22 protein-coding genes are annotated in these 24,345 nt (G+C 35.0%); 19 read left to right on the top strand and 3 right to left on the bottom strand.

Going from position 1 to position 24,345, the window contains the following annotated elements; translation table 11 throughout:
- Nucleotides 1–13 precede the first annotated feature (13 nt).
- Nucleotides 14–2,065, bottom strand: a complete 2,052-nt coding sequence (locus B2S90_RS10295; RefSeq protein WP_055233688.1) for an elongation factor G — start codon at nucleotides 2,063–2,065, stop codon at nucleotides 14–16.
- A 320-nt stretch (nucleotides 2,066–2,385) separates the two neighbouring features.
- Between B2S90_RS10295 and B2S90_RS10300 the strand changes: the two genes are divergently transcribed.
- On the top strand, nucleotides 2,386–3,795 hold the full coding sequence (locus B2S90_RS10300; RefSeq protein ID WP_055233689.1) for a PTS sugar transporter subunit IIC: 1,410 nt from the start codon (nucleotides 2,386–2,388) through the stop codon (nucleotides 3,793–3,795).
- 67 nt (nucleotides 3,796–3,862) lie between these two features.
- A complete protein-coding gene (locus tag B2S90_RS10305; RefSeq protein WP_055233690.1) occupies nucleotides 3,863–4,714 on the top strand; it encodes a MurR/RpiR family transcriptional regulator in 852 nt (283 codons plus the stop codon).
- Nucleotides 4,715–4,757: 43 nt separating this feature from the next.
- Here B2S90_RS10305 and B2S90_RS10310 read toward each other — a convergent pair whose 3' ends face one another.
- Complete coding sequence (locus B2S90_RS10310; protein ID WP_278780786.1) at nucleotides 4,758–5,987, bottom strand: aminotransferase class I/II-fold pyridoxal phosphate-dependent enzyme; 1,230 nt, start codon at nucleotides 5,985–5,987, stop codon at nucleotides 4,758–4,760.
- 177 nt (nucleotides 5,988–6,164) lie between these two features.
- On the opposite strand from B2S90_RS10310, the gene moaA reads away from it, so the two are divergent.
- The 14 genes from moaA (at nucleotide 6,165) to yqeC (ending at nucleotide 17,167) form a co-directional block, all read left to right on the top strand.
- Nucleotides 6,165–7,109 carry a GTP 3',8-cyclase MoaA gene (gene moaA / locus B2S90_RS10315; protein WP_286697013.1) on the top strand — a complete coding sequence of 315 codons (945 nt, stop codon included), beginning with the start codon at nucleotides 6,165–6,167 and terminating at the stop codon, nucleotides 7,107–7,109.
- Between the two features lies 1 nt (nucleotide 7,110).
- Complete coding sequence (moaC, locus tag B2S90_RS10320; protein WP_055289532.1) at nucleotides 7,111–7,590, top strand: cyclic pyranopterin monophosphate synthase MoaC; 480 nt, start codon at nucleotides 7,111–7,113, stop codon at nucleotides 7,588–7,590.
- Nucleotides 7,575–8,516 (top strand): MOSC domain-containing protein, encoded by a 942-nt coding sequence (locus B2S90_RS10325; RefSeq protein ID WP_278860595.1) that lies wholly within the window; start codon nucleotides 7,575–7,577, stop codon nucleotides 8,514–8,516. Before moaC ends, B2S90_RS10325 begins: the two co-directional genes overlap by 16 nt.
- On the top strand, nucleotides 8,506–9,186 hold the full coding sequence (gene modB, locus B2S90_RS10330) for a molybdate ABC transporter permease subunit (protein WP_278780790.1): 681 nt from the start codon (nucleotides 8,506–8,508) through the stop codon (nucleotides 9,184–9,186). The genes B2S90_RS10325 and modB overlap by 11 nt, the downstream gene beginning before the upstream one ends.
- 1 nt (nucleotide 9,187) lies before the next feature.
- Entirely contained in the window at nucleotides 9,188–9,847 is a 660-nt protein-coding gene (locus B2S90_RS10335; RefSeq protein ID WP_286697014.1) for a sulfate/molybdate ABC transporter ATP-binding protein, read from the top strand.
- Nucleotides 9,831–10,613, top strand: a complete 783-nt coding sequence (modA, locus tag B2S90_RS10340) for a molybdate ABC transporter substrate-binding protein (RefSeq protein WP_055289536.1) — start codon at nucleotides 9,831–9,833, stop codon at nucleotides 10,611–10,613. The genes B2S90_RS10335 and modA overlap by 17 nt, the downstream gene beginning before the upstream one ends.
- 85 nt (nucleotides 10,614–10,698) lie before the next feature.
- A complete protein-coding gene (locus B2S90_RS10345) occupies nucleotides 10,699–11,718 on the top strand; it encodes a molybdopterin-binding protein (protein WP_278860593.1) in 1,020 nt (339 codons plus the stop codon).
- Nucleotide 11,719: 1 nt separating this feature from the next.
- The gene (locus tag B2S90_RS10350) at nucleotides 11,720–12,073 is read left to right on the top strand and encodes a winged helix-turn-helix domain-containing protein (protein WP_055233696.1); all 354 of its coding nucleotides are present in this window, start codon (nucleotides 11,720–11,722) and stop codon (nucleotides 12,071–12,073) included.
- Entirely contained in the window at nucleotides 12,060–12,290 is a 231-nt protein-coding gene (locus B2S90_RS10355) for a DUF3343 domain-containing protein (protein ID WP_055233697.1), read from the top strand. Before B2S90_RS10350 ends, B2S90_RS10355 begins: the two co-directional genes overlap by 14 nt.
- The gene (gene selD, locus B2S90_RS10360) at nucleotides 12,290–13,312 is read left to right on the top strand and encodes a selenide, water dikinase SelD (RefSeq protein WP_279079545.1); all 1,023 of its coding nucleotides are present in this window, start codon (nucleotides 12,290–12,292) and stop codon (nucleotides 13,310–13,312) included. The genes B2S90_RS10355 and selD overlap by 1 nt, the downstream gene beginning before the upstream one ends.
- Nucleotides 13,313–13,314: 2 nt before the next feature.
- The gene (yedF, locus tag B2S90_RS10365) at nucleotides 13,315–13,896 is read left to right on the top strand and encodes a sulfurtransferase-like selenium metabolism protein YedF (protein WP_278780780.1); all 582 of its coding nucleotides are present in this window, start codon (nucleotides 13,315–13,317) and stop codon (nucleotides 13,894–13,896) included.
- Between the two features lies 1 nt (nucleotide 13,897).
- The gene (gene yqeB, locus B2S90_RS10370; RefSeq protein WP_278780779.1) at nucleotides 13,898–14,716 is read left to right on the top strand and encodes a selenium-dependent molybdenum cofactor biosynthesis protein YqeB; all 819 of its coding nucleotides are present in this window, start codon (nucleotides 13,898–13,900) and stop codon (nucleotides 14,714–14,716) included.
- Nucleotides 14,703–15,803 carry an aminotransferase class V-fold PLP-dependent enzyme gene (locus tag B2S90_RS10375; protein WP_286697015.1) on the top strand — a complete coding sequence of 367 codons (1,101 nt, stop codon included), beginning with the start codon at nucleotides 14,703–14,705 and terminating at the stop codon, nucleotides 15,801–15,803. Before yqeB ends, B2S90_RS10375 begins: the two co-directional genes overlap by 14 nt.
- Nucleotides 15,800–17,167 (top strand): selenium cofactor biosynthesis protein YqeC, encoded by a 1,368-nt coding sequence (yqeC, locus tag B2S90_RS10380; RefSeq protein WP_286697016.1) that lies wholly within the window; start codon nucleotides 15,800–15,802, stop codon nucleotides 17,165–17,167. The genes B2S90_RS10375 and yqeC overlap by 4 nt, the downstream gene beginning before the upstream one ends.
- Here the strand turns inward: yqeC and B2S90_RS10385 are convergent.
- Nucleotides 17,151–17,402 (bottom strand): hypothetical protein, encoded by a 252-nt coding sequence (locus B2S90_RS10385; RefSeq protein WP_055233702.1) that lies wholly within the window; start codon nucleotides 17,400–17,402, stop codon nucleotides 17,151–17,153. The genes yqeC and B2S90_RS10385 overlap by 17 nt on opposite strands.
- Before the next feature lie 171 nt (nucleotides 17,403–17,573).
- Here B2S90_RS10385 and B2S90_RS10390 point away from each other — a divergent pair, with 171 nt between their 5' ends.
- The 3 genes from B2S90_RS10390 to B2S90_RS10400 all read left to right on the top strand — a co-directional run bounded on the left by B2S90_RS10390 (nucleotide 17,574) and on the right by B2S90_RS10400 (nucleotide 24,298).
- A complete protein-coding gene (locus B2S90_RS10390) occupies nucleotides 17,574–20,693 on the top strand; it encodes an ATP-binding cassette domain-containing protein (protein WP_147556481.1) in 3,120 nt (1,039 codons plus the stop codon).
- 406 nt (nucleotides 20,694–21,099) lie between these two features.
- On the top strand, nucleotides 21,100–23,409 hold the full coding sequence (locus B2S90_RS10395; RefSeq protein WP_278780775.1) for a glycyl radical protein: 2,310 nt from the start codon (nucleotides 21,100–21,102) through the stop codon (nucleotides 23,407–23,409).
- Nucleotides 23,396–24,298, top strand: coding sequence for a glycyl-radical enzyme activating protein (locus tag B2S90_RS10400; RefSeq protein WP_055233705.1), 903 nt, complete (start codon nucleotides 23,396–23,398; stop codon nucleotides 24,296–24,298). The genes B2S90_RS10395 and B2S90_RS10400 overlap by 14 nt, the downstream gene beginning before the upstream one ends.
- Nucleotides 24,299–24,345 lie beyond the last annotated feature (47 nt).

The following is a 24,345-nucleotide window of genomic DNA, read 5'->3' on the forward strand; positions in this document are numbered from 1 at the left end:
CTCCCTCGCTTCATTATTTATTTAAAATCTTTTTTACTATATTCGCAGGTGCAAATTCATAATCAAGGAATTCCATTTCAAAGACACCCTGACCTTGAGTCATAGAACGAAGATCAACTGCATAGTTCATCACTTCACTCATAGGTGCTTCTGCTATAATCTTAATTAATCCATCTTCAAATACATCAGAACCGATAACTCTCGCACGTAATGTATTTAAATGACTCATAATATCACCTGTAAACTCATCATCAATAATAACCTTCATCTTCATATATGGTTCAAGTAATGCAGGCTCTGCCTTAGGCATTGCTTCCTTGAAGCACATAGATGTTGCAGTCTTAAAGGCCATTTCAGAAGAGTCAACAGAATGATAAGCACCATCAATAAGAGTTGCTTCAATACCTAATACTGGATAACCGCCTAAGCATCCTGCTTTTACACTTTCAATAAGTCCCTTTTCAACAGCAGGGAAATAAGTACGAGGTACAGCACCACCAAATACTTCTTCCTTAAAAATATAAGGCTTATCATAATCACGAGAAGGTTTGAAAGTAATTTCTACTTCACCAAACTGTCCATGACCACCAGACTGTTTCTTATATCTTGTTCTTTGAGTGACTTCCTTTTTGATTGTTTCACGATAAGGAATCTTGACATCTTCAAACTTTGCTTCTACTTTAAATCTTGCTTTTAATTTATTTAGCACTGTATCAAGATGAATATCACCAATACCAGATAAGCATTGTTGCTTTGTTTCTTCATTGTATTCATAAACTAAAGTAGGATCCTCTTCGAGTAATCTATTAATCGCATTCGCAATCTTTTCTTCATTGCTCTTACCAAGAGGTACAATCGCTTTCTTATAATATGGTTTAGAATATTCTGTATCAGGAATAAGGATAGGAGAACGTGGATCACATAATGTATCATTTGTATGACATGTAGTTGAACGTGTAAATGCACCAATTTCCCCTGCATGAAGTTTATCTACTTCAATCAAGTTTTTACCCATAGGCTGATAAATCTTCACAATCTTTTCATCTTCTTTTTCTTTTGGATTATAAAGAGTCATACCTGCATATAAAGTACCACTTGTCACTTTAAAATAAGATGTCTTACCTACAAATGGATCAGTAATTGTCTTGAAGACAAATAAGCTTGTAGGTGAATCTTCATTACATTCTAAGATCTTTTCATCATCTTTCTTTAAATCCTTTACAATAAGTGCATTCTTTGGATGATTGGCTGAATCAAAGAAAGCACACATAGAATTTAAGATAATACTAATACCAATACGATCAGTACCACAAAGTACAGGAATCAAACTACCATCAGTTACACCCTGTCTTAATGCATTAGAAATCTCTTCTTTTGTGAAAGGTTCTTCTTCTAAATATTTTTCAAGTAATTCATCACTTGTATTCGCAACAGCTTCATCAATCATTGCCTTGATTGGTAATACTTCATCCATCATATCTTCAGGAATAGGGGCTTCATGTGTCTGACCATTTTCAAACATACGTCCTTCCATCTTTGCAACATTGACATAACCAACCATCTTATTATTATCCATGATTGGTACCTGTATTGGGGCAATACCCTTACCATAAGTATCCTTTAACTGCTGAAGTTTTGTAGGATAATCACTATTTGGATTATCTAATCCATTAATATAGATGATCTTACCTTTATTTCTAGCCTTATACATTGCCTGTTTTGTACCTGCTGAAATACCAGCATAACTTGGACAAATAATTAAAGCAGATTCACAAACGGATAAAGCTGCTTCTGTTTCACCTACGAAGTCAAAAGTACCAGGAACATCTATTAAATTAATCTTACAGTTATCCCATTCAATAGGAACGATTGATAAATTAATAGAAGACTGACGTGCAATCTCCTCAGCACTATAGTCACTGATTGTATTACCACTTTGGATATCACCAATCTGACCAATTGCTCCAGCACGGTAAGCCATTGTTTCTACTATACTTGTCTTACCACATCCAGAATGTCCTAAAACAGCTACATTTCCAATTTCGTGCGCATGATAATCTCTCATAAATATCTACCACCTTTCTAATGCACTTCTATGTAATGTAAATTTATACAAATATTTTATCATACATCATTTTAATAATGGAAAATAATCACTGTTTTAAAAAAAGTTTTCTAAAATAAGGAGTGAATGGCTATAATGGAAGTGAAAGTACTTTGGTAAATAGATGATAACTGTATCATATTTACAAGATAATGATATGTGAAAAAGAGTTCTTTGTAACAATCGTGCTCGTGATAGCGCATCCTTGGACTTACATTTTAGATTGTGTAAAATAGTACCTGTACAAGAGTTACGCCAACTCTTGAAAGGGAGGAAATTAAATGGACGCTTTTGCTGATAAGCTAGGACGTGTCGGTGCTTGGTGTGGTCAGAATAAGTACTTGAATGCAATCAAGAATGCATTCCAGAACTTCATGCCTGCAACTATCTCAGGTGCCATTGGTGTTCTTTGGACAAACGTTTTAGTAAACGAAACAACAGGTTTAGGCGCTTTATGGCCACCAATTATGGTACTTAAAGTTCTTAACCCAATTTTTACTGCAATGCAGTATGCTACAATCTCATGTATTACTATTAGTGTTACTATGTTACTTGCTTCTGAAATTGCTGAAGCAAATGGTGAAACTGGTGCTTTCCCAGCTGTATTAGGCTTCATCTTATGGATGATGGTTACTCCTACATCATTTGCTGCAAAAGATTTATCTGCTTCATTCATCGATAAAGCTGGTAAATCTCATGGTTATACTTTAGGTAATTTTATTAATGTGACTGGTGAAGCTGCTAAGCATAAAATTACAGCCGATAGCTTCACTTACAGTGGTATTTTAAATAACTACACTGCTGCAACTGGTTTATTCACAGGTTTAATTGTTGCAATCGTTGGTATGGAAATCTACAACATGTTCCGTAAGAATGATGCATTAAAGATCAGAATGCCTGAACAGGTTCCACCTGGAGTTGCTCGTGCATTCGAAGTATTAATTCCAACTTGCTTAACTGCAATCATTATTGGTGCTATTGGATTAGTATGTCAGTTAGCTACTGGCGCTGAATTAAACGCATTAATCTTTAATGTCGTTCAGAAACCATTACAGAGCTTAATTGGTAACAACATTTTTGCAGTTGCTATTCTTTATGTAGTTATTTCATTATTCTGGTGCGTAGGTATTCATGGTAACAACATGGTTAATGCTGTTAAGGAACCAATCTTCAGACCATTACTATATGCTAACACAGCTGCATTTACTGCAGGTGCTGCTCAGAAGGACATTCCATATGTAATGAACTTAACTATGTTATCAATGTTTGGTGAATTCGGTGGTTCTGGTGTTACTATCGGTTTAGTTATCGCTATCTTTATCTTCTCTAGACGTGAAGATAACAGAACTATCGCTGGTATCTCTGTCGTTCCAGCCTTATTCAACATCAACGAAACTATGACATTTGGTATGCCTCTAGTATTGAACCCAATTCTAGATATTCCATTTATCTTAGCTCCAGTAGTTACACTTGTTGTAGGTTATCTATTAGTTACTAGTGGATTCTGTCCTAAGATCGTACTTGAAGTACCTTGGACAATGCCACCAGTATTCTTTGGATTCATATGTACAGGTGCTAACCCAATGGGTGCATTATCACAGTTAATCGTTATCGCATTATCTGTTGTAATCTATACACCATTCTTGATTGCTTACGAAAAGTATCAGGCTAAACAGTCTGAGGCTGAATAATCAATCATTTCTAGGTACTTTCTAGGCGGGAAAGTACCTTTTTTATGCGTATAAGGGAGGAAAAGTAATGTTATTAGATGAACTTATAGAATCTGGAGGAAACCTTCAGGAAGGTATTGAATTAAATACAAAACTCAGTGATGCTGAAAAATCAATCTGTCAGTATATTATCGAACATTTAGATCAGGTGCCTTATATGTCTTCAAGAGAATTAGCACGTTTGACTTATTCTAATCCAACATCTATATTGAGACTCTCTAGAAAGTTCGGTTATGCCAATTTTAATGACTTTAAATTTGATATTGTATTAAAACTACGTGATATGCATATGCCTAAAGTAGAACTTAACAAAAATGATAGTGGACTTGAATGCATTAATAAAACAGCACAGCTTTATGATAATGTAATCTCACGTACAAAAAATAACATATCACTTGCACAATATGATGAAATTATTGATGTATTAAATAAATGTGAGGCAATTGATATTATTGCGACAGATATGAACGCAGATATTGCGCATTATGCGCAACATATTTTGATGCCAATTGGTAAACCAATTCATGTTTATGAAAATCAGGATTTACAGGTACATGCTAGTCTAAATGTTCCATCAACTCATGTTGTTATCTTGGTCACTAAAACTGGCTTTAAACGACATATTCTGGATAATGCACGTATATTATGCCGTAGAGGTATTACAACTATTGCTATTACACCAGATAATAAAGGACCAATCTCTAAATATGTCACATATACAATTAAGGCAGAAAGCAATGAGACATTTATGAAATTACGAGATGTTATTTTCAGTATTTCTACAAAGTTTATCTTTGATTTATTCTTTACATCTTTATGTGCTATCAACTATGAGAATACATTGAATTCTGATGAATTTTACAATAAAACTGTTGATTAAAACAAATAAAAAGGATTGAGCCATTTGACTCAATCCTTTTGCCTTACTGAATTGTATCTAAGATATCCTTCATTTTCTTTGCTAGACCTTTAGTCTTTTCTACTGATAATGAACAGATAGCGACACGAATACCAAGATTTACCTTTACAGTAAAGATATTATTTGCCATTAAAGCTTCATGATACTTATCACGAGTTTCATTATCCATGGCAAGTGTAACGAAGAAACCTTCTTTATATGGGTAATACTTTAATCCTACTTCATCCGCTTCAGAAGTGAAGATATCTCCTCTTTCTTTTAATAAGTGAACATATTTTAATCTTTCCTGATCATATTCTTCACCATGGTTATCTAATACATCTACAAATGTTTCCATTGCACCATTGTTGATATTTGACCAAGTTGCACGAGCATTCTTTTCAAATACGATCTTTACCTGATTCACTGATTCTTTCTTCTGACCTAGGATGATTGCTGCACCACATCTTAAACCATAGCTTGTCATTGACTTAGATAATGAGAATGAAACAACTACAATCACATTATCGCTGATCATGTCAAACTGACCAAAATAAGTCTTTGCTTCTTTCTGGCGGCTTGAGAAATCAATATAAGCAATATCATTTAATAATACAACAGCATGAGTCTTGCTGCATTCATTTAAGAAAGTAATCACTTCATCCCATTCTTCATGAGTTAAAGAATAACCAGTAGGGTTATGACATGGGTCATTGATAACAATCACTAACTTATTCTGCTTCTTCATTGTTTCAAGACATGTTTCTTTGAAAGAGGCAATATTGAAATGATCTCCTTCAAATAAAGAATATTTAGCCATTTCAAGATTATGCATCTGAGCCATTAATGCATAACTACCCCATGCAATTTCAGGCAGGATGACAGTCTGACCTTCATCTAAACATTCCTGAATAGTCATAGATACAGCACCAGTTCCTCCTGGAGTTGCCACTACTTCATGTTCAAGATGGCTATTACCATCTAGTACCCAATCATAAGCCTTCTGTCTAAAAGTAGGGTTACCAGTAAAGCTTGCTGCATACTTCGCAAGAACCTTATTATCAAGATTCTTTAAAGAATTGAAGACACTGTCCAATGCGACAAGCTGACCTTCTTCATTATATAAAGAACCGATAGTTGCATCTACAACCTGATCAGCTCCATACTTTTCTTTCGCTTCCTTTGCTTTCGCAACAATAGTAAATACTGTATCTACTATTGGCTGCTGATTTACGCTATCTTTTACGAAATTCATACGTTATCCTCCGTTTGTTTAGTAATATAGATACTATTCTAATACGCTAATGCGTTTGAAACAAGTCAACAAAGCGATATTTCTCATTTGTTTCACAAAATCGTTGTATATTAATGTACATCATTGTACACTATGTATGGCGTTGTTCTCAAGTGAGAATAACGGAAAGGGGCTTGTATGAAGGATCGTTATAACCGTACAATTGATTATATGAGAATATCGATTACAGATAGATGTAACTATCATTGTGTATATTGTAATCCAGATAAATTAAAATCTCTTTCACATAATGATATTTTACGCTATGAAGAGATACTAGATATATGCAAGGTGGCAGTTAAGCTAGGTATAGTGAACTTCAAGGTGACTGGTGGAGAACCGACGGTAAGAAAAGGATATCTTTCTTTTTTAAGACAGCTCAAACAGCTAGAGGGTGTGAGACAGGTAACTCTTACAACCAATGGCTTATTACTAGATGCACATACTATGGATGAGTTAAAGGATATAGGCATTGATGGGATCAACTTCTCTATAGATACACTTGATTCAAAGAAATATGCTTCTATCTGTGGCAAAGATACACTTGATACAGTATTAAATAATCTTCTCTATGGTGTTTCTATTGGACTCAATATAAAAATCAATACAGTCGTAGGACCACTTTTTACACAAAGTGATTTAGAAGGCTTGATTGATTTTTGTGAAAATTTATCAGTAAGTCTTCGTTTTATAGAACTCATGCCACTTGGTTCAAATAAAAGAGAAAATAAAATAGAAGAGGTACAGTCATATTTTGCATTACATTATAATATAGAAGAAATCACAGAAAGATTAGGCAATGGTCCTGCACATTATATAAGAATAAAGAATATGAAATGTGTCATTGGCTTTATTGAAGCCTTACATCATAAGTTCTGTCATGAATGTAATCGTGTGCGTTTGTCTAGTACAGGATCATTAAAATTATGCTTATTTCATAAGAATAGTATCGCATTAAAGCCTTATATATGTAATGAAATCAAACTAGAAGAAGTGATGAGGGATGCAATTTATATGAAGCCAGAACAGCACCATTTTGAAGATGAACAAAGTGGTACTGTAATGAATCAAATAGGAGGGTAATATGGGATTTACGCATTTTGATGATGATGGAAACGCCATTATGGTGGATGTATCTGATAAAGAGATTACAAAAAGAACAGCTTATGCAAGAGGGACTATTCAAGTCAATCATGAGATTATTGAACATATAAAAAACAATACAGTGGAAAAAGGAGATGTTCTTGGTGTCGCAAGAATTGCAGGTATCATGGCCGCAAAAAAGACAAGCGATATGATTCCGCTTTGTCATATATTAATGATTACTAATGTCACTGTTGATTTTGAAATAGATGAAGACAACAATCAGATTCATGCCTTTGCGACAGTGAAATGTAAAGGGAAAACAGGGGTGGAAATGGAAGCATTACACGCAGTAAGTGTTACATTATTAACTATTTATGATATGTGTAAGGCAATCAGTAAAGAAATGGAAATCAAAGATATTCATTTATTAAAGAAAACAGGTGGAAAGAGCGGTGAATTCAATTGGCAGGAAAAATAGAAGCAATTTGTATTAGTGAGAAGAAGGGGACTGAAAAGAAACCTATACAAGAAACTAAAATAATAGAAAACTTTGGCTTAGAACATGATGCCCATGCAGGTAAATGGCATAGACAGGTCAGCTTATTACCTTATGAAGAAAGAGAAGACTTTAAAAGACGTGGTGGAGATGTAGAAGATGGTGCTTTTGGTGAGAACCTTCTTATTTCTGGTATTGATTTTAATGAGCTTGTTGTAGGAAGTCATGTTCATATTGGTGAAGTGGATTTAGAAATCACACAGAGAGGTAAAAGCTGTCATGCTCATTGTCGTATTTATCACCAGGTAGGTGAATGTATTATGCCTCGACTTGGTATTTTCGCAAGAGTCATTCATGGCGGAGTGATTCATTGTGATGATGAGGTGACTTATACACCACCTGCTGATTCACGCATGCGTGTCGCAATACTCACTTTATCCGATAAAGGAAGTCAAGGATTAAGAGTGGATGAAAGTGGTCCTTCTATTAAGGAATATATGGAAGAAAGAGGTTATCATGTCACATCATTAGATATTCTTCCAGATAATCAGAAAATGATTGAACAGGCACTTATTAATCTAAGTGATCGATGTGAGAATGATTTGATTTTGACTACAGGTGGTACAGGTTTGTCACAAAGAGATGTCACACCTGAAGCGACATTAAAAGTAGCCACACGACTTGTGCCAGGTATTTCTGAAGCAATTCGTTATGAATCTATGAAATATACAAATCGTGCCATGTTATCTAGAGGTGTAAGTGTTATTAGAAACAACACGCTCATTATTAATCTTCCTGGAAGTGTCAAGGCAGTGAAGGAGAGTCTGGATATTATTATAGATCCTCTTCATCATGGCTTAGAAATCTTAAAAGGAGATGCACACGATTGTGCAAGAAATGATGATTGATTATTCACCTATATGGATCTCATTTAAATGCGCTGCTTTTTCTATCTTTATCACATTCTTTTTAGGACTCTTTGCAGCAAGATGGATGATGACACTTAAAAATAAGGTCATTCAACTCATCTTTGACGGCATCTTCACACTCCCACTTGTTTTACCACCGACAGTAATGGGCTTTTTCCTATTATTGATATTTGGAGTTAATCAGCCGATTGGTTCATTTTTCTTAAATGTGCTAGGCGTGCGTATTGCCTTTAGCTTTAGTGCCACAGTGATTGCGGCAGTCGTCATTTCTTTTCCCATCATGTATCGTTCAGCCAGAGGAGCTCTTGAACAGGTGGATGAAGATTTGGTCGCTGCTGCAAGAACACTTGGTATGAGTGAAACAAGCATCTTTTTCAAGATACTCGTACCTAACGCTTTACCAGGTATTATCAGCGGTGGCGTATTATCATTTGCGAGAGGTTTGGGGGAATTTGGTGCAACAGCTATGCTTGCAGGTAATATTGTTGGAAAAACACGTACACTGCCTTTAGCTGTCTATGGCGAAGTTGTCAGCAGTGATATGCATAGCGCATCTTTCTATGCTGTTGTTATTATCGCTATATGCTTTACGGCTGTGATATTACTGAATATCTATCAGTTATGGGTGAAGAAAAAGAGAGGTTATTAATATGTTATTAGAAGTGGATATCTATAAAAAACTAAGTGAATTTGACTTAGATGTTCATTTTAAGATTAATGAAATATGCTTGGGTGTCATGGGGCCAAGTGGCAGTGGTAAAAGTATGACACTTAAATGTATTGCTGGTATAGAAACACCTGATTCAGGAAGAATTGTCTTAGATGGAAGAGTACTCTATGATTCAGATCAACATATTAATCTATCACCACAAGAAAGAAATATTGGATATATGTTTCAGAATTATGCATTATTTCCAAATATGACAGTTTATGAGAATATTGCCTCACCTCTTGTGGCTCGCAGACTTGATAAGACTATAATTCATGATTCAGTGATTCAGCTGATGAAGGAGTTTCATATAGAAGGATTAGAAAAGCGTTATCCAAGACAGTTGTCAGGGGGACAGAAACAGCGTGTTGCCCTGGCAAGACTGTTGATCTACAACGCTGAGGCAATTCTTTTAGATGAACCATTTAGTGCCTTGGATGAAGATTTAAAAGGGAAACTTCTAAAAGAGATGAAGACTAAACTAGATGCTTACCATCGACCTGTTGTCTTTGTATCCCATAATAAGGATGAAATCAAAACTTTGAGTCATGAAATGGATATTATAAAAAAAGGAGAAATGGCTCATGAAGAAATTAGTTAGTATTTTATGTGTTTTTGCGCTCGTATTCGGTTTAGCTGGATGTGGACAGGAAGAAAAGAAGCCTGAAAAGAAAGTTACAATTACTATTGCGGCTGCAGCTAGTTTGGAAAAGACTTTTGAAGAAACACTTATTCCTCGTTTTGAAAAGAAATATCCAAATGTGAACGTAAAGGGTGTTTATGACAGTAGTGGTAAATTACAGATTCAGATTGAACAAGGATTAGATGCTGATGTGTTCTTTAGTGCAGCCACTAAACAGATGGATAGCTTAGTAGATGAAAAACTTGTTGATTCTAAGAGTGTTGTAAATCTATTAGAGAATAAACTTGTATTAATCAAAGGGAAAGATACAAAAACCGCTGTAAAAGGTATTTCAAACATCACTGATGCGAAGATGATTGCGGTAGGTGATCCTGAAGTAGTACCTGCAGGTCAATATGCGAAAATCGCACTTACTAAAGCCAATTCTTGGGAAGCTATCCAGAATAAGATTTCATTAGGTGGTAATGTCACTGAAGTATTAAGCTGGGTAGAAAGCGGAAGTGCTGAAGTAGGTCTTGTTTATTCTACAGATGCAGCCAGCAGTTCTAAAGTCACAGTACTTGAAAAGGTCAACAACAACTTATTAGATACACCAGTTATTTATCCAGTAGGACGAGTAACTAAAACTAAACATCAAGAACAAGCAAATAACTTAATTAAGTTTTTAGAAACTAAGGAATCGAAAGAAACATTCAAGAAGAGTGGTTTTACTATCTGTAAGTAGTAGTTGGGGGGGCTTACCTCCTTTTTTGTGAGTATTGACACAACGTATAATAAGAAATAAACTTTAACTGTTAGGAGGACAAATCATGAAACAAATCAAGACAGAAGATGCAGTAGGGGCAGTATTATGTCATGATATTACTGAAATTGTGAGAGGCGTGAGAAAAGGCGCACGCTTTAAAAAAGGTCATATCGTAAAAGAAGAAGATATTCCTGTATTGTTGTCTTTAGGGAAAGAAAACCTCTATGTATGGGAAAATGATGAGACAATGATGCATGAAAATGAAGCAGCAGAAGTATTATGCAAGTTGTGTCAAAATGATCATATGTCTACAACAGAAATTAAAGAAGGTAAAATAGAATTGATTAGCACCATTGATGGCTTATTTAAAGTGAACAGAGAAAAGTTATTAGAAGTGAATCGTATGGGTGAAATGATGATTGCAACAAGAAATGGAAATACAGTTGTTCATTCAGGTGATCATTTAGCAGGTATGCGTATTATTCCATTAGTTATTAAAAAGGAAAAGATGGAAGAAGCATCAAAAATCACCGATACACCAATACTTGAAGTAAAGCCTTTTGTACTTAAGAAAGCAGCCGTTATTACTACAGGAAGTGAAGTCTATAAAGGACGTATCAAGGATACATTTACTCCTGTTATTATTGATAAATTAAAGGAATATGATGTAGAAGTTGTATTCCATAAACTATGTCCAGATAATCCGGATATGGTGACAAGTGCTATACAAGAAGCACTTGACATGCATGTAGATATGGTGATCTGTACGGGTGGTATGAGCGTTGATCCAGATGATAAGACACCACTCGCAATCAAGAACACAGGGGCCAATATTATTAGTTATGGTTCACCTGTTTTACCAGGTGCGATGTTCTTATTGTCATATAAGGGAGATACACCAATTGTTGGTTTACCAGGATGTGTGATGTATGCAAAAAGAACAGTCTTTGATTTAATTCTTCCTCGACTTGTAGCCAATGATCCAATCACTGCTGATGAACTTGCAATGCTTGGTGAAGGTGGTTTATGTTTAAACTGTCCACAATGTACATTCCCAAATTGTGGTTTTGGAAAGGGCTGGTAGGATGACGTATCATAATCCTGAAAAATTTGATTTTAGAGTCAGACTCTTTAATGAAGAACCCTGTTTTGGAAAAGGTGTCTCACAGTTACTTCATTTATGTGATGAATATGGCTCTTTAAGTAAGGCGTGTGAGGTTATGGGGATGTCCCATTCTAAAGCATGGAAGATATTAAAGAGAGCTGAAGAAGATCTAGATATGAAGTTATTAGAGCGTGTATCTGGAGGAAGTAATGGAGGAGGAAGTGTTTTAAGCGAAGAAGGAAAGACATTATTAAAGAAATATGATGAATTCCAGAAAAGAATGAAAGACTTCGCAGAAGAAACATTTCAAGAACTATTTAATGAAGAAAGATAAATATTTGATTATTGCGTTTGATTCTACAAGCCATGCACTAGACTTAGAGGATAAAGCAAAAAATAAGATGCAGGGAAGGCTGATTCCTCTTCCAAGAGAAATAGAAGCAGGATGTGGACTATGTTTTGCTTCTTTAGAACTCAACCAAGATAAATGGCATAAATTCTTAGAAGAAGAACATGTACAATATGCTTATATGAAAGAGGTGATTTTCTGATGAGTGAAAAGATTTACTGTCAGGGTGGAGGATGCAGCGCAAAGCTTGGCGCAAAGAAGCTCTCTCGCATCCTTGAAAAGATTGATAAGTATGAAGACCCAGACTTGTTAGTAGGCTTTGATAGTCATGATGATGCATCTGTATTAAAGATAACGGAAGATAAAGGAATTGTCTCTACACTGGATTTCTTTCCTCCAATGGTAGAAGATCCTTATCTTTATGGTCAGATTGCAGCCACTAATGCATTAAGCGATGTCTATGCTATGGGCGGTGTGCCTAGAACGGCTTTAAATATTGTCTGTTTCCCAGATGAAGAAGATTTAAATATATTAGGGAAAATTATCGAAGGTGGCAATGATAAGTTAAAAGAAGCTCATGTAACACTATCTGGAGGGCATTCTATTAGAGATACTTCTATTAAGTACGGCTTAAGCGTGACTGGTATTGTGGATGTTGATTCTATTAAGACAAACAATAATGCCCAGACGGGAGATGTACTTATACTTACTAAGAAATTAGGTGTAGGTATGACACTCAATGCGATGCGTATGAAAGACGCGGCGCCAGAAGTATTAGATGATGTTTTTAAGAGTATGACAACACTTAATAAGTATGCTGCAGAATTACTGAAACCATATGATGTTCATGCACTGACTGATGTCACAGGTTTTGGCTTAATGGTTCATTTAAATGAGATGTTAGATCATAAAAAGAGTGCACTGCTTTATGGAAACAATATTCCTTATTTTAGAGATTGTCCTTATTATGTAGATGAATTCTATTTAAGTGGGGCTGCTCAGACAAATAGAAATAGTGTAGAAAAAGAAGTTGTTTTTGAGAAGGAAAACTTCTTCTTAGAAGAAATTATGTATGATCCTCAGACAAGTGGGGGATTACTTGCAAGTGTCGCAAAAGAGGATTTAGATGATATAATGAATGCATTTAAAGAAGCAGGAAGAGAATGTTATATCATTGGAGAGGTTATTGATTTAAAAGATAAAAGTATATATGTTGGAGAATAAAAATGAGAAAGTTAGATGCAAGAGGATTAGAATGTCCATTACCAGTTGTAAAGACTAAGGAATTATTAAAGGAAAGTAGTGAAGCAGTAGAAGTATTAGTAGATAATGAAACAGCTGTAGAAAACCTAAAGAAGTTTGCGAAAGTAAAGGGTTATGATGCCGTAAGTAGTAAAGTCAACGAAGATTATACTGTAGTAATCAGTTCAGGCGAACAGGTTGTAGAAGAAGAGAAGGCTGACAATATCTTGAAAGGACAGATTGTTGTAATAAGCAGTAATAGTTTAGGAAGTGACAAGGAATTAGGTAAAATTTTAATGAAATCTTTCATATTTGCGCTTACTAAGCAGGATGCCTTCCCAGAAACAATTCTTTTCTATAATGAAGGTGTAAAGATCACTACACAGGAAAGTGATACAGTGAATGATTTATTATTCTTAGATTCTGTTGGTGTTGAAATTGTGAACTGTGGAACATGCTTGGATTTCTTTAAGTTAAAAGATGATTTAAAAGTGGGCAGCATAACAAATATGTATGATATTGTAGAAAGAATGGAAAAGGCTGAAAAAGTCATCAAGCCTAACTAATATGGATAATCTTGTAGTAGTAAGAGGTGGCGGTGATATTGCGACTGGCACTATTTATAAGCTTGCCCGCTGTGGGTTTCATGTTCTTGTATTAGAGATTGCCCACCCAAGTGCGATTAGACGTAATGTTGCATACTCTGAAGCAGTATATGATGGTCATAAGGGAGTAGAAGGTATTGAATGCGTACTGATTCATTCACTTAATGAATTAGAGTCTGTATTTAAAGAAAATAAGATTGCGATGATGGTAGATCCTGAAGGGAGTTCTATTGATATCTTAAAGCCAGAAATTATGATTGATGCGATACTTGCGAAAAAGAATATGGGTACTTCAAGAAATATGGCGCCTATCACGATAGGTTTAGGTCCTGGATTTAATGCAGGAAAAGATGTAGATATCGTGATTGAAACAATGCGAGGTCATCGCTTAGGTCGCTTGATTGAAGAAGGACCAGCAATGAAAAATACAGGGATTCCAGGACTTATTAAGGGGTATGGAAAAGAACGTGTCATTCATGCAGAAGTAGAAGGTACTGTTCATCAGGTTAAGAAGATTACGGATATAGTTGAAAAAGGAGATGTGCTTGCTTATATAGAAAACAAGGAAGGACAGCATCCTGTATATGCTTCTATGTCAGGGTTACTTAGAGGTTTGATTCGTGAAGGATATTATGTCACAAAGGGATTCAAGATGGCAGATATTGATCCTCGTTTAGATGAATATGAGAACTGCTTCACTATTTCAGATAAAGCAAGATGTATTGCAGGTGGTGTATTAGAAGCTATTTTCTATTTAAGGGGTCAGCATGATTTATCTTGATCAAGGGGCAACAAGTTTTCCTAAACTGCCCTCTGTCAAACTGGCAGTAATGGATGCACTTGACCATAATATGAATGCTCAAAGAAGTACAGGCGCATTTAAGACGGACCGTCTTTTATATTCAACTCGTAAACTCATTGCACAGTATTTTAATCTACCTTCTTTTGACCATGTTATCTTCAATAGTGGTAATACAGAAAGCTTGAATACATGTTTAAAAGGAATCTTATCAAAGGATGATCATGTCATTACAACTTATGCAGAACATAATTCTGTCTTAAGACCACTTCGTCAAATAGGTGTTGATTTAACTGTTACAGCACCTTATAAGGAAGATATTCTTAAAGAAATAAGAGAAGACACAAAGATGATTGTTATGACGCATAGTTCTAATGTGACAGGTGAACTCTATGATATAGATGCCATTGGTCAAATAGCCAATGAAAATCATATCCTATTTGTGGTTGATAGTGCACAAAGTGCAGGTCATATATCTATTGATATGCAGAAATCTCATATTGACTTGCTAACTTTTAGTGGTCATAAGGCATTACTAGGAATGAGCGGGGTAGGAGGAATCTGTGTCAATACAGATATATTCATTCACCCACTTAAGACAGGTGGAACAGGCATTGATTCCTTTAATAAAAACCAGCCTGATAGTTATCCTGAACACTTAGAAGCAGGTACTTTGAATATACCAGGTATTGCCTCTTTAAATGCAGGCATGACTTATTTATTAGAACATCAAAAAGAGATAGAAGAAAAAGAAAAACAGCTTTTTGATGCTTTATATAAAGGTATGAAACGTATTAACGGAATCACATTCTATTGTGATTATGATACCTGTAGCCATACACCTATCATTGCCTTTAATATTGAAGACTATGATTCATCTAAAATCAGTGATGTCTTAAGTTATAAATATGATATCATTACACGCTGTGGGGCCCATTGTGCTCCACTGATGCATACACATCTTAATACAGTAGAAAGAGGTATTGTACGTTTCAGCTTATCATTTATGAATAGTATGGAAGAAGTCAATACTGTCATTGATGTCTTAAAGGAGATGAGTGAGGAATGATCATTAGTATTATTGGGTCAGGTGGAAAAACAACACGTATGAAGGAACTGCTTTTTAAGTATAAGGAAGAGGGAAAAACAGTTCTTATGACGACTTCTACACATATGCGTATAGAAGAAGATACTTTAGTTGATCCAAGTTATAAAGAAATTCATGAAGAACTAAAAAACAAAGGATATGCCTTTGCAGGAAATCGTTTTAATGAAAAGAAAATCAAGGCACTTGATCATGATTTACTCAATCAATTAAAAAAAGAAGTGGATGTCATTTTAATTGAAGCGGATGGCTCTAGAGGTATGCCTTTAAAGGTGCCTGCAGACTATGAACCTGTCTTAGATGAGGATACAGATCAAATTATTTTGATTACATCTATGAAAGGCTTAGGAAAACGTGTGAAAGATGTGGTGCATCATTTTGAATTATTGCATCTTGATCCAGAAAAAATAGTAGATGGTGCACTTATTCAGCAGCTCGTAAGATATTATTTGAAAAGATATCCTGATGCAGTTATAGAAGTAAAACAGCCGCAAGGGCTTTATCAAAGAGCTTTGGCTTCCTTAATAGAACATAACGTAGATGTGACATGTATACAAAAAGAGTGGTTCATGCCTCAGCCAAAATTAGTATTACTAGGTGCAGGACATGTCTCACAGTATGTTGAAAAAACAGCACATCTATTAGATTTCTATACAATAGTCATTGATAATCGTGAAGAATTTGCGAATTCAGCTATCTTTACAAAGGCCCAGGAAGTGCATTGTGTCAACTATGAAGAAGCAGATCACTATTTCCCTGAAGAAGACAATGCATGTTATGTTATTGTGACAAGAGGGCATAAGGATGATAAGGTCTGTCTGAAAAAAGTTCTTAATCAAAAAGCACTTTATATAGGTATGATTGGAAGCAAAGGCAAAGTGAAAAAGACAATGGATGCTTTAATAGAAGAAGGTTATGACGAATCTTTATTAAAACAGGTTCATGCACCTATTGGTCTTCCTATCCATTCACAAACACCTGCAGAAATTGCGATAAGTATTATGGCTGAAATTATACAGATTAAAAATACGCATCAATACTCTACAATGACAAGTGATCTCTATTATACAGAAGAGAAAGGAACTCTCTGTATCATTACATCTAAAGAAGGATCTGCACCTCGAGGAGTAGGTAGTATGATGCTTGTTACAGATGAAAAAATCATTGAAACAATTGGTGGTGGACGTGTAGAATACCAGGCAATACGCGATGCAAGAAATGAGGAAGGTATTCGTTCTCATCACTATGAATTAAGCAATAAAGAAGGTGCCAAGCTAGGTATGATCTGTGGTGGTCGCAATGATGTATTATTTATTCCTTTAAATTAGAAAGCGTGCAGGGCTGATCAGTCTGCATGATAACGCAATCTGATTGTATATCATCATAAAGTAATATACGATTATTAGGAAATATATAACGTTGAACACGTGACTTATCAAAATCTACAATCAGTTGATCAATAAAAGAAGGATGAAGTTTATTTTCTATAGAATGACATATTCTTAGGAAGATATCACTTGATTCTTCTTTTTTTATTTTATAAACATATAAATAAGATTTCATAATTCTCACCTCTATAACTATTATATATATTTATAAAATAGAATGCGTTATGTATGCTTTTGACAACTCCTTTAATAAGGTGTCTATTTAAAATATGTGAAAATTAAGTGAAACATCTTTGTTTTTACACATAATATATTATGTTATGATAGAAAAAAGGAGTTGAGAAGAATGCTTACAATTAAGGATGTATGCAAACAATATCATACAGGTGAACTCACTCAGACAGCTCTTGATCATGTATCTCTATGTTTAAGAGAAAATGAATTTGTCGCAATATTAGGACCATCTGGTTCAGGAAAAACAACTTTATTAAATGTGATTGGCGGCTTAGATCAATATGATTCAGGAGATCTTATCATCAATGGTATTTCCACAAAACAATATAAGGATAAGGACTGGGATTCTTATCGAAATCATACAATAGGTTTTATTTTCCAAAGCTATAATTTGATACCGCATCAGACAATTCTTGCAAATGTAGAACTCGCTCTCACAATTTCAGGTGTTTCTAGAGAAGAAAGAACATGTCGTGCAAAACGTGCACTGACTCAGGTAGGACTTGGAGAACAGTTTCATAAGCTTCCTCATCAGTTATCCGGTGGACAGATGCAAAGAGTGGCTATTGCCCGTGCTTTAGTGAATGATCCTGATATTTTACTTGCGGATGAACCAACAGGTGCACTCGATAGTGAAACAAGTATACAGGTTATGGATCTTCTTAAACAGGTGGCGAAAGAAAAACTTGTAGTCATGGTCACTCATAATCCAGAACTTGCGCATATGTATGCCAATCGTATTGTAACTCTTAAAGATGGTGTGATAGTCTCTGATTCTCATCCAGTATCTTTTAACGAAGAAAAGCCTGTTCATAAAAATCTAGGAAAGACATCTATGAACTTCCTAACCGCATTAATGCTTAGCTTTAATAACCTTAAGACAAAAAAAGCCCGTACAATACTCACGTCATTTGCTGGCTCTATTGGTATTATTGGAATTGCGCTTATTCTTTCTATTTCTACTGGTGTGAATGCCTATATCTCATCCATTGAAAAAGAGACGTTATCAGAATATCCACTCTCTATTCAATCTACAGGAATTGATATGAGCGCGATGATGGGTGAACCTGTGAAGAGAAACAACAGTGAAGTTAAGGTTGTGGATATGATGGAGAATATGTTCTCTAAGATCGGTTCTAATGATTTAAAGAACTTAAAATCTTATATTGAAGAACATAAAGAAATCAATCAATATGCCCGTGCTGTAGAATATGATTATGGTATCTCACCACAGATCTATACAAATGACCAATATGGTATAAGACAGGTGAACCCTGATACGACTATGAAGAAGCTTGGAATGGGAACAGGTAGTAATTCTATGATGAGTAGTATGATGAATACGAATGTTTTTTATTCTCTTCCATCTCATGCATCTTTATATGATGATCAATATGATGTAAAAGCGGGGCACTGGCCTAAAAATAAAAATGAGTGTGTTTTGGTTCTTTCTAAAAAAGGTGGAATCAGTGATTTTATGCTTTATACATTAGGCTTAAGAGACCCAGCACAATTAGATCAGATGTTAGAAGCTTTTAGTGAAGAGAAAAGTGTTAAAGTCACAACAGGTAAACAAGGTTATCGTTATAAAGATCTATTAGGTATTACTTTTAAAGTAGTGAATGCCTCTTCTTATTATCAATATGATGATACATATAAGGTATATAAAGATAAAAGTAATGATACAAACTATATCGATTCACTTGTACAAAATGGCAGTGATTTAAAGATTGTTGGTGTTGTACAACCTAAAGAATCGATGAATGCTTCTATGCTTGCTATGGGTATTTATTATCCTTACTCACTTGCCACTTCTACTATTAAAGATGCGAGTAATAGCCAGATAGTTAAAGAACAGCTAGAAAACAAAAATATAAATGTGATTACTGGACAATCTTTTAATGATCAGTCTCAAAAGTCATTTGATTTATCTTCTATGTTTCAAGTAGACAATAATGCACTAAAGAATGCATTTCAGTTTGATACAAGCAAGGTGAATATGTCCATGCCACTAATGGACTTGTCACAGGTATTAAGCCAGATTAAGATTGATATTTCTGCTACAGATGCAAGTGCTTTTATGTCCACTCTTACTTCAGGTTATAGCGATTATTTAAAGGAGCATCCTTTAAAAGAAGCAGAAAATTTAAATGCGCTGGTTCAAAAATATCTTCAATCAAAAAGAGCATCTGATATAATCAAGAAAGGCATTGATGATGCAATTAGAGAAAATGGTGAAATAAAGATCACTGAAGAACAGATGCAGAAGATTATGAAGAATGTAGCGGATGACTTTAGTGATTATGCAAAAGAAGATATCAATTCATTTACGCAAGGGTTACAGAATAGTATGATGAACTATCTCAATTCACAGGATTCTAAGCAGGTCATCAATCAGTTTATTGATAAAGTGATCAAGGATAATCATCTTGATGCACAATTAAATACAATTATGTCAGGTTACATGCAGACTGTCACAAAACAGATGTCCACATCTCTTTCTCAGGCATTTACTTTTAATCCAGATGTCTTTAAACAGGCCATTAAAATGAATAGAGATGGTGCGGATATGACTGAACTTTTAAAATCAATGATGAATACAGAGCAGTCAAGCTATGATAATAATATGAAAAAATTCGGTTATTGCAGCTTTGATGATCCAAGTAGTATTAGTATTTATCCTCAGGACTTTGAAAAGAAGCAGTCAGTCCTTGATTATTTAGACCATTATAATGAGAAGATGAAAAAGATAGATGAAGAAAAAGTGATTACTTATACAGATGTTGTTGGAACACTTATGTCTTCAGTCACTGATATTGTGGATGTTATTAGTTATGTGCTTATTGCCTTTGTGGGTATTTCACTTGTGGTTTCTTCAATTATGATTGGTGTTATCACCTATATCAGTGTATTAGAGAGAAAGAAGGAAATTGGAATACTGCGTGCCATTGGAGCATCTAAACATAATATTTCACAGGTATTTAATGCGGAGACATTCATTGTTGGTTTATTATCAGGACTCATGGGTATTGGTATTACCTTGATTCTATTAATTCCTACAAATATAATTATTCATAATGTATCCAACCAGGCCTCTATCAATGCGATGCTGCCAGTAAGTGGTGCAATTATTCTTATACTATTAAGTATCGGGCTGACATTACTAGGTGGATTAATTCCATCTCGTAAAGCAGCTAAAGAGGATCCTGTCAAAGCATTACGTACAGATTAAAGGAGTAAATGAGCCAAAGAACGTTATTGAAGAGATTTGTTCATTCTATGATCATTTCTTTGATTCAGAAAAAATACGAAATATATCATGCATCATACAAGTGAAGTGGTCAATATGATAATAGAAGACTTGTCACAGGCTAGTGGTGCAAGCTTCTGTATTTTGTTTTTATAAGGCCATTGTTCTCATGTGATTGCCATTGCAGTAATAGAAATACTTTATCTTTTCCTTGCTACAATGAAAGAAGATGCACATGAAAAGAGCGTTAAGCATGAAGATTTGATTGCAGGAGATAAGATATAAGGTATGCAGGTGATGCATGCCTTTTTAATTATCAAAAACAATAATGAAAGTATTGAAAACAATAATTCTATAAGTATAATTAAGTTGAAAAGGAGAGAAGAGTATGAGAAACAGAATCACAATATTAAAAGAGAAGATGCTTGATGAAAAACGTTATGCATCTATTGAGCAAGCGCGTATCATAACACGTATTTATAAAGAGAATGAAACTCTTTCTGTTCCTATGAAACGTGCCCTCTCTTTAAAAGCAGCGTTAGAAGAAATAGAAATTGGTGTTGAAAAAGAAGAATTGATTGTTGGAAATCGTACAAAAGGTGTACGTGCAGGTGTTGTATTCCCTGAAAGCGGCTGTTCTTGGATTGATAAAGAATTTGAAACACTTCCTACCCGTCCTCAGGACCGCTTTGAAGTGAGAAGTGAGGATATCAAAGAATTTAGAGAAACGATTTACCCATACTGGAAAGGACATTCTATGGAGGATGTCATTAGAATACGCTATGGCAAAGAAATTGATCATATCAGTAAAGTAGTCAAGATCAATCAGAAAGACCATGCACAGGGTCATATCTGTCCTGATTCTGCTTTATGGTTAAAGTATGGACCTCAGGGATTATTAGATAAGATTAATGAAAAACAAGAAACAGAATTCTATACATGTACGAAACTTGTATTAGAAGGGGCAATTATTTTCATGAAAAGATATCATGACTATATTATCTCTATGCCTGAATATCATGACAGTGTTGATTTAAGGCGTGTTGCAGATAACTGCCTCTCTTTATCTCAAAGACCGCCAAAAACATTCCATGAAGCTGTACAGTCTCTATGGTTCTTATTTGTGATTTTACATATGGAATCCAATGCGTCTTCGTTCTCACCAGGACGTATGGATCAGTATCTTTACCCATATTATGAACATGATTTAAAAGAAGGACTTATTACGAAAACTGATGCATTAGAAATATTAGAATGTCTCTGGTTGAAGTTTAATCAGATTGTTTATCTTCGTAACAGTAATTCAGCTAAATACTTTGCGGGATTTCCGATTGGGTTTAATATTGCGGTAGGTGGTTTGGATGAAAAAGGACATGATACATATAATGATTTATCCATGCTTTGTCTAGAAGCACAGAAGGAATTATGTCTTCCTCAGCCTAACCTATCAGTGAGACTTAATAAGAATACATCTCATGAACTCATGCAGAAGGCGATTGAAGTTGTTGCATTAGGTAGTGGTATGCCTCAGTTCTTTAATGATGAAGCCATTATTCCTGCAATGGAAAGACTTGGTATCCGTCACGAGGATGCTTTAAATTATGCGATTGTAGGATGCGTAGAACTTACAACCCATGGCAATAATCTAGGCTGGAGTGATGCGGCTATGTTCAATCTCAATAAGGCATTAGAACTTACTTTAAATAATGGTAAATGTTTATTGACGGGGCAGAAACTTGGCCTGGATATGGGATCACTTGAAACATATAAGACATATGAACAATTAGAAAAAGCCTTCAAGATTCAGATTGATTACTTTATTGAAATGATGATGAAAGCGGAAGAAGTTGTAGAAAGAGTTCACCAGGAATGTTTACCTACAGCTTTCTTATCATGTGTCATTGATGATTGTTTAGAAAAAGGTATGGATGTTACAAGAGGTGGCGCTAAGTATAATTTATCTGGTATCCAGATGATTCAGATTGCGAACTTAGCGGATTCTCTTGCCGCTATTAAAAAGCTAGTCTATGAAGACCATCTCTTAGATTCAAAAGAACTACTTACAGCTTTACAGGACGACTTTAAAGGACATGAAATTACACAAGCCATGCTTTTAAATAAAGTACCTAAATATGGTAATGATATTGCCTGGGTAGATGAATGCGGCGCTAAATGGGCACGTTACTTTAGAAATAAGATGAAAGAGTATAAGAATTATCGTGGTGGTCCTATTCATACAGGTATGTATACTGTTTCAGCGCATGTTCCAATGGGTGAAAATGTAGGAGCATCTCCAGATGGTAGAAACGCTTATACACCTCTTGCGGATGGTGGTATGTCACCTGTCTATGGTAGAGACTTAGCAGGACCAACAGCTGTCTTGAAATCTGTTTCTAAGCTCGACGATGATCTCACAACCAATGGGGGATTACTCAATATGAAGTTCTTACCAGACTTCTTTAAAACAGAAACAGGACGTATGAAGTTTGAAAATTTCCTTCGTGCTTTTGTAGACTTGCATGTACCTCATATTCAGTTCAATGTCGTGAATAAAAAAGATTTATTAGACGCGAAAGCTCATCCTGAAAGACATCGTTCACTCACAATCCGTGTTGCTGGATATACAGCCTACTTTGTAGAACTGGCAGGTAAATTACAGGATGAAATTATTGCGAGAACAACCTATGATAACATCTAAATATCTTGTATTTGATATCAAAAGATTTGCGGTACATGATGGGGAAGGATTGCGTACTACGATATTCTTTAAAGGATGTCCTTTAAGATGCAGATGGTGTCAGAATCCTGAAGGACTTTTACCACAAAGAAAACCTATTTACTTAGAAAACAAGTGCATGCATTGTCGAAACTGTGAGAAGCAGGGAGCAGGTAAAATAGTCTATCAAGATAGACCTGTATTTATAGAAGATGATTTGGATGAAGTCTTTAAGTATTGTCCTACTGATGCGATTCAGTATGATAGCTCTTATTATAGCTTAGAAGAACTTGTTGATAAGGTGATGGAAGATGAAGTTTTCTTTAAATATGGTGGAGGTGTGACAGTTTCTGGTGGAGAACCTTTTATGCAGCAGAAAAAACTGATACAATTATTAGAGGAACTTCATACAAAAGTACACACAGCCATTGAAACATCACTTTATACATCTTTAGATTTAGTTAAGCAGGCAGCACCTTATCTTGACCAGATCTATTGTGATTTAAAGATAGAAGATGACAAAGCTCATCTAGAAGCGACTGGTGTATCAAATACAATTATTAAAGAAAATCTATCTTATTTACTCACAAGTGAACATAAAGATAAAGTGATTGTAAGAACACCACTTATTCCTGGATATACAGGTGATGATGACAATATTAAGAGTATTGCCTCTTATCTTTATAGTTTATATCCAGAAGTACGTTATGAATTATTAAATTATAATCCTCTTGCATCCGCAAAATATGATTTGACTGAATTTGAATATGGTGTCAAAGAGGATGCAGTGGCCTATAGCCAGGAAGAATTAAGCCATTACTATCAGATTGTATCTGATAGTGGAATAAAAAATATAATCAAGGGAGATTAAAAAATGGAATTTATTATTGATACTGTAGATTTAGAAGAAATTAGAGA

It is taken from the genome of Catenibacterium sp. UBA627 (assembly GCF_002299355.1).
In the GTDB taxonomy this organism is placed as follows: Bacteria; Bacillota_I; Bacilli_A; order Erysipelotrichales; family Coprobacillaceae; genus Catenibacterium; species Catenibacterium mitsuoka.

Bases quoted from the DNA above. Each gene is read 5' to 3' on its own strand.
- B2S90_RS10295 (WP_055233688.1), bottom strand. From the start codon at position 2,065: ATGAGAGATTATCATGCGCACGAAATTGGAAATGTAGCTGTTTTAGGA.
- B2S90_RS10335 (WP_286697014.1), top strand. From the start codon at position 9,188: ATGTTATTAGAAGTGGATATCTATAAAAAACTAAGTGAATTTGACTTA.
- yedF (WP_278780780.1), top strand. From the start codon at position 13,315: ATGAGAAAGTTAGATGCAAGAGGATTAGAATGTCCATTACCAGTTGTA.
- B2S90_RS10305 (WP_055233690.1), top strand. From the start codon at position 3,863: ATGTTATTAGATGAACTTATAGAATCTGGAGGAAACCTTCAGGAAGGT.
- yqeB (WP_278780779.1), top strand. From the start codon at position 13,898: ATGGATAATCTTGTAGTAGTAAGAGGTGGCGGTGATATTGCGACTGGC.
- B2S90_RS10390 (WP_147556481.1), top strand. From the start codon at position 17,574: ATGCTTACAATTAAGGATGTATGCAAACAATATCATACAGGTGAACTC.
- B2S90_RS10345 (WP_278860593.1), top strand. From the start codon at position 10,699: ATGAAACAAATCAAGACAGAAGATGCAGTAGGGGCAGTATTATGTCAT.
- moaA (WP_286697013.1), top strand. From the start codon at position 6,165: ATGAAGGATCGTTATAACCGTACAATTGATTATATGAGAATATCGATT.
- B2S90_RS10300 (WP_055233689.1), top strand. From the start codon at position 2,386: ATGGACGCTTTTGCTGATAAGCTAGGACGTGTCGGTGCTTGGTGTGGT.
- yqeC (WP_286697016.1), top strand. From the start codon at position 15,800: ATGATCATTAGTATTATTGGGTCAGGTGGAAAAACAACACGTATGAAG.
- modA (WP_055289536.1), top strand. From the start codon at position 9,831: ATGAAGAAATTAGTTAGTATTTTATGTGTTTTTGCGCTCGTATTCGGT.
- B2S90_RS10395 (WP_278780775.1), top strand. From the start codon at position 21,100: ATGAGAAACAGAATCACAATATTAAAAGAGAAGATGCTTGATGAAAAA.
- B2S90_RS10350 (WP_055233696.1), top strand. From the start codon at position 11,720: ATGACGTATCATAATCCTGAAAAATTTGATTTTAGAGTCAGACTCTTT.
- modB (WP_278780790.1), top strand. From the start codon at position 8,506: ATGATGATTGATTATTCACCTATATGGATCTCATTTAAATGCGCTGCT.
- B2S90_RS10310 (WP_278780786.1), bottom strand. From the start codon at position 5,987: ATGAATTTCGTAAAAGATAGCGTAAATCAGCAGCCAATAGTAGATACA.
- B2S90_RS10355 (WP_055233697.1), top strand. From the start codon at position 12,060: ATGAAGAAAGATAAATATTTGATTATTGCGTTTGATTCTACAAGCCAT.
- B2S90_RS10400 (WP_055233705.1), top strand. From the start codon at position 23,396: ATGATAACATCTAAATATCTTGTATTTGATATCAAAAGATTTGCGGTA.
- selD (WP_279079545.1), top strand. From the start codon at position 12,290: ATGAGTGAAAAGATTTACTGTCAGGGTGGAGGATGCAGCGCAAAGCTT.
- B2S90_RS10375 (WP_286697015.1), top strand. From the start codon at position 14,703: ATGATTTATCTTGATCAAGGGGCAACAAGTTTTCCTAAACTGCCCTCT.
- B2S90_RS10385 (WP_055233702.1), bottom strand. From the start codon at position 17,402: ATGAAATCTTATTTATATGTTTATAAAATAAAAAAAGAAGAATCAAGT.
- moaC (WP_055289532.1), top strand. From the start codon at position 7,111: ATGGGATTTACGCATTTTGATGATGATGGAAACGCCATTATGGTGGAT.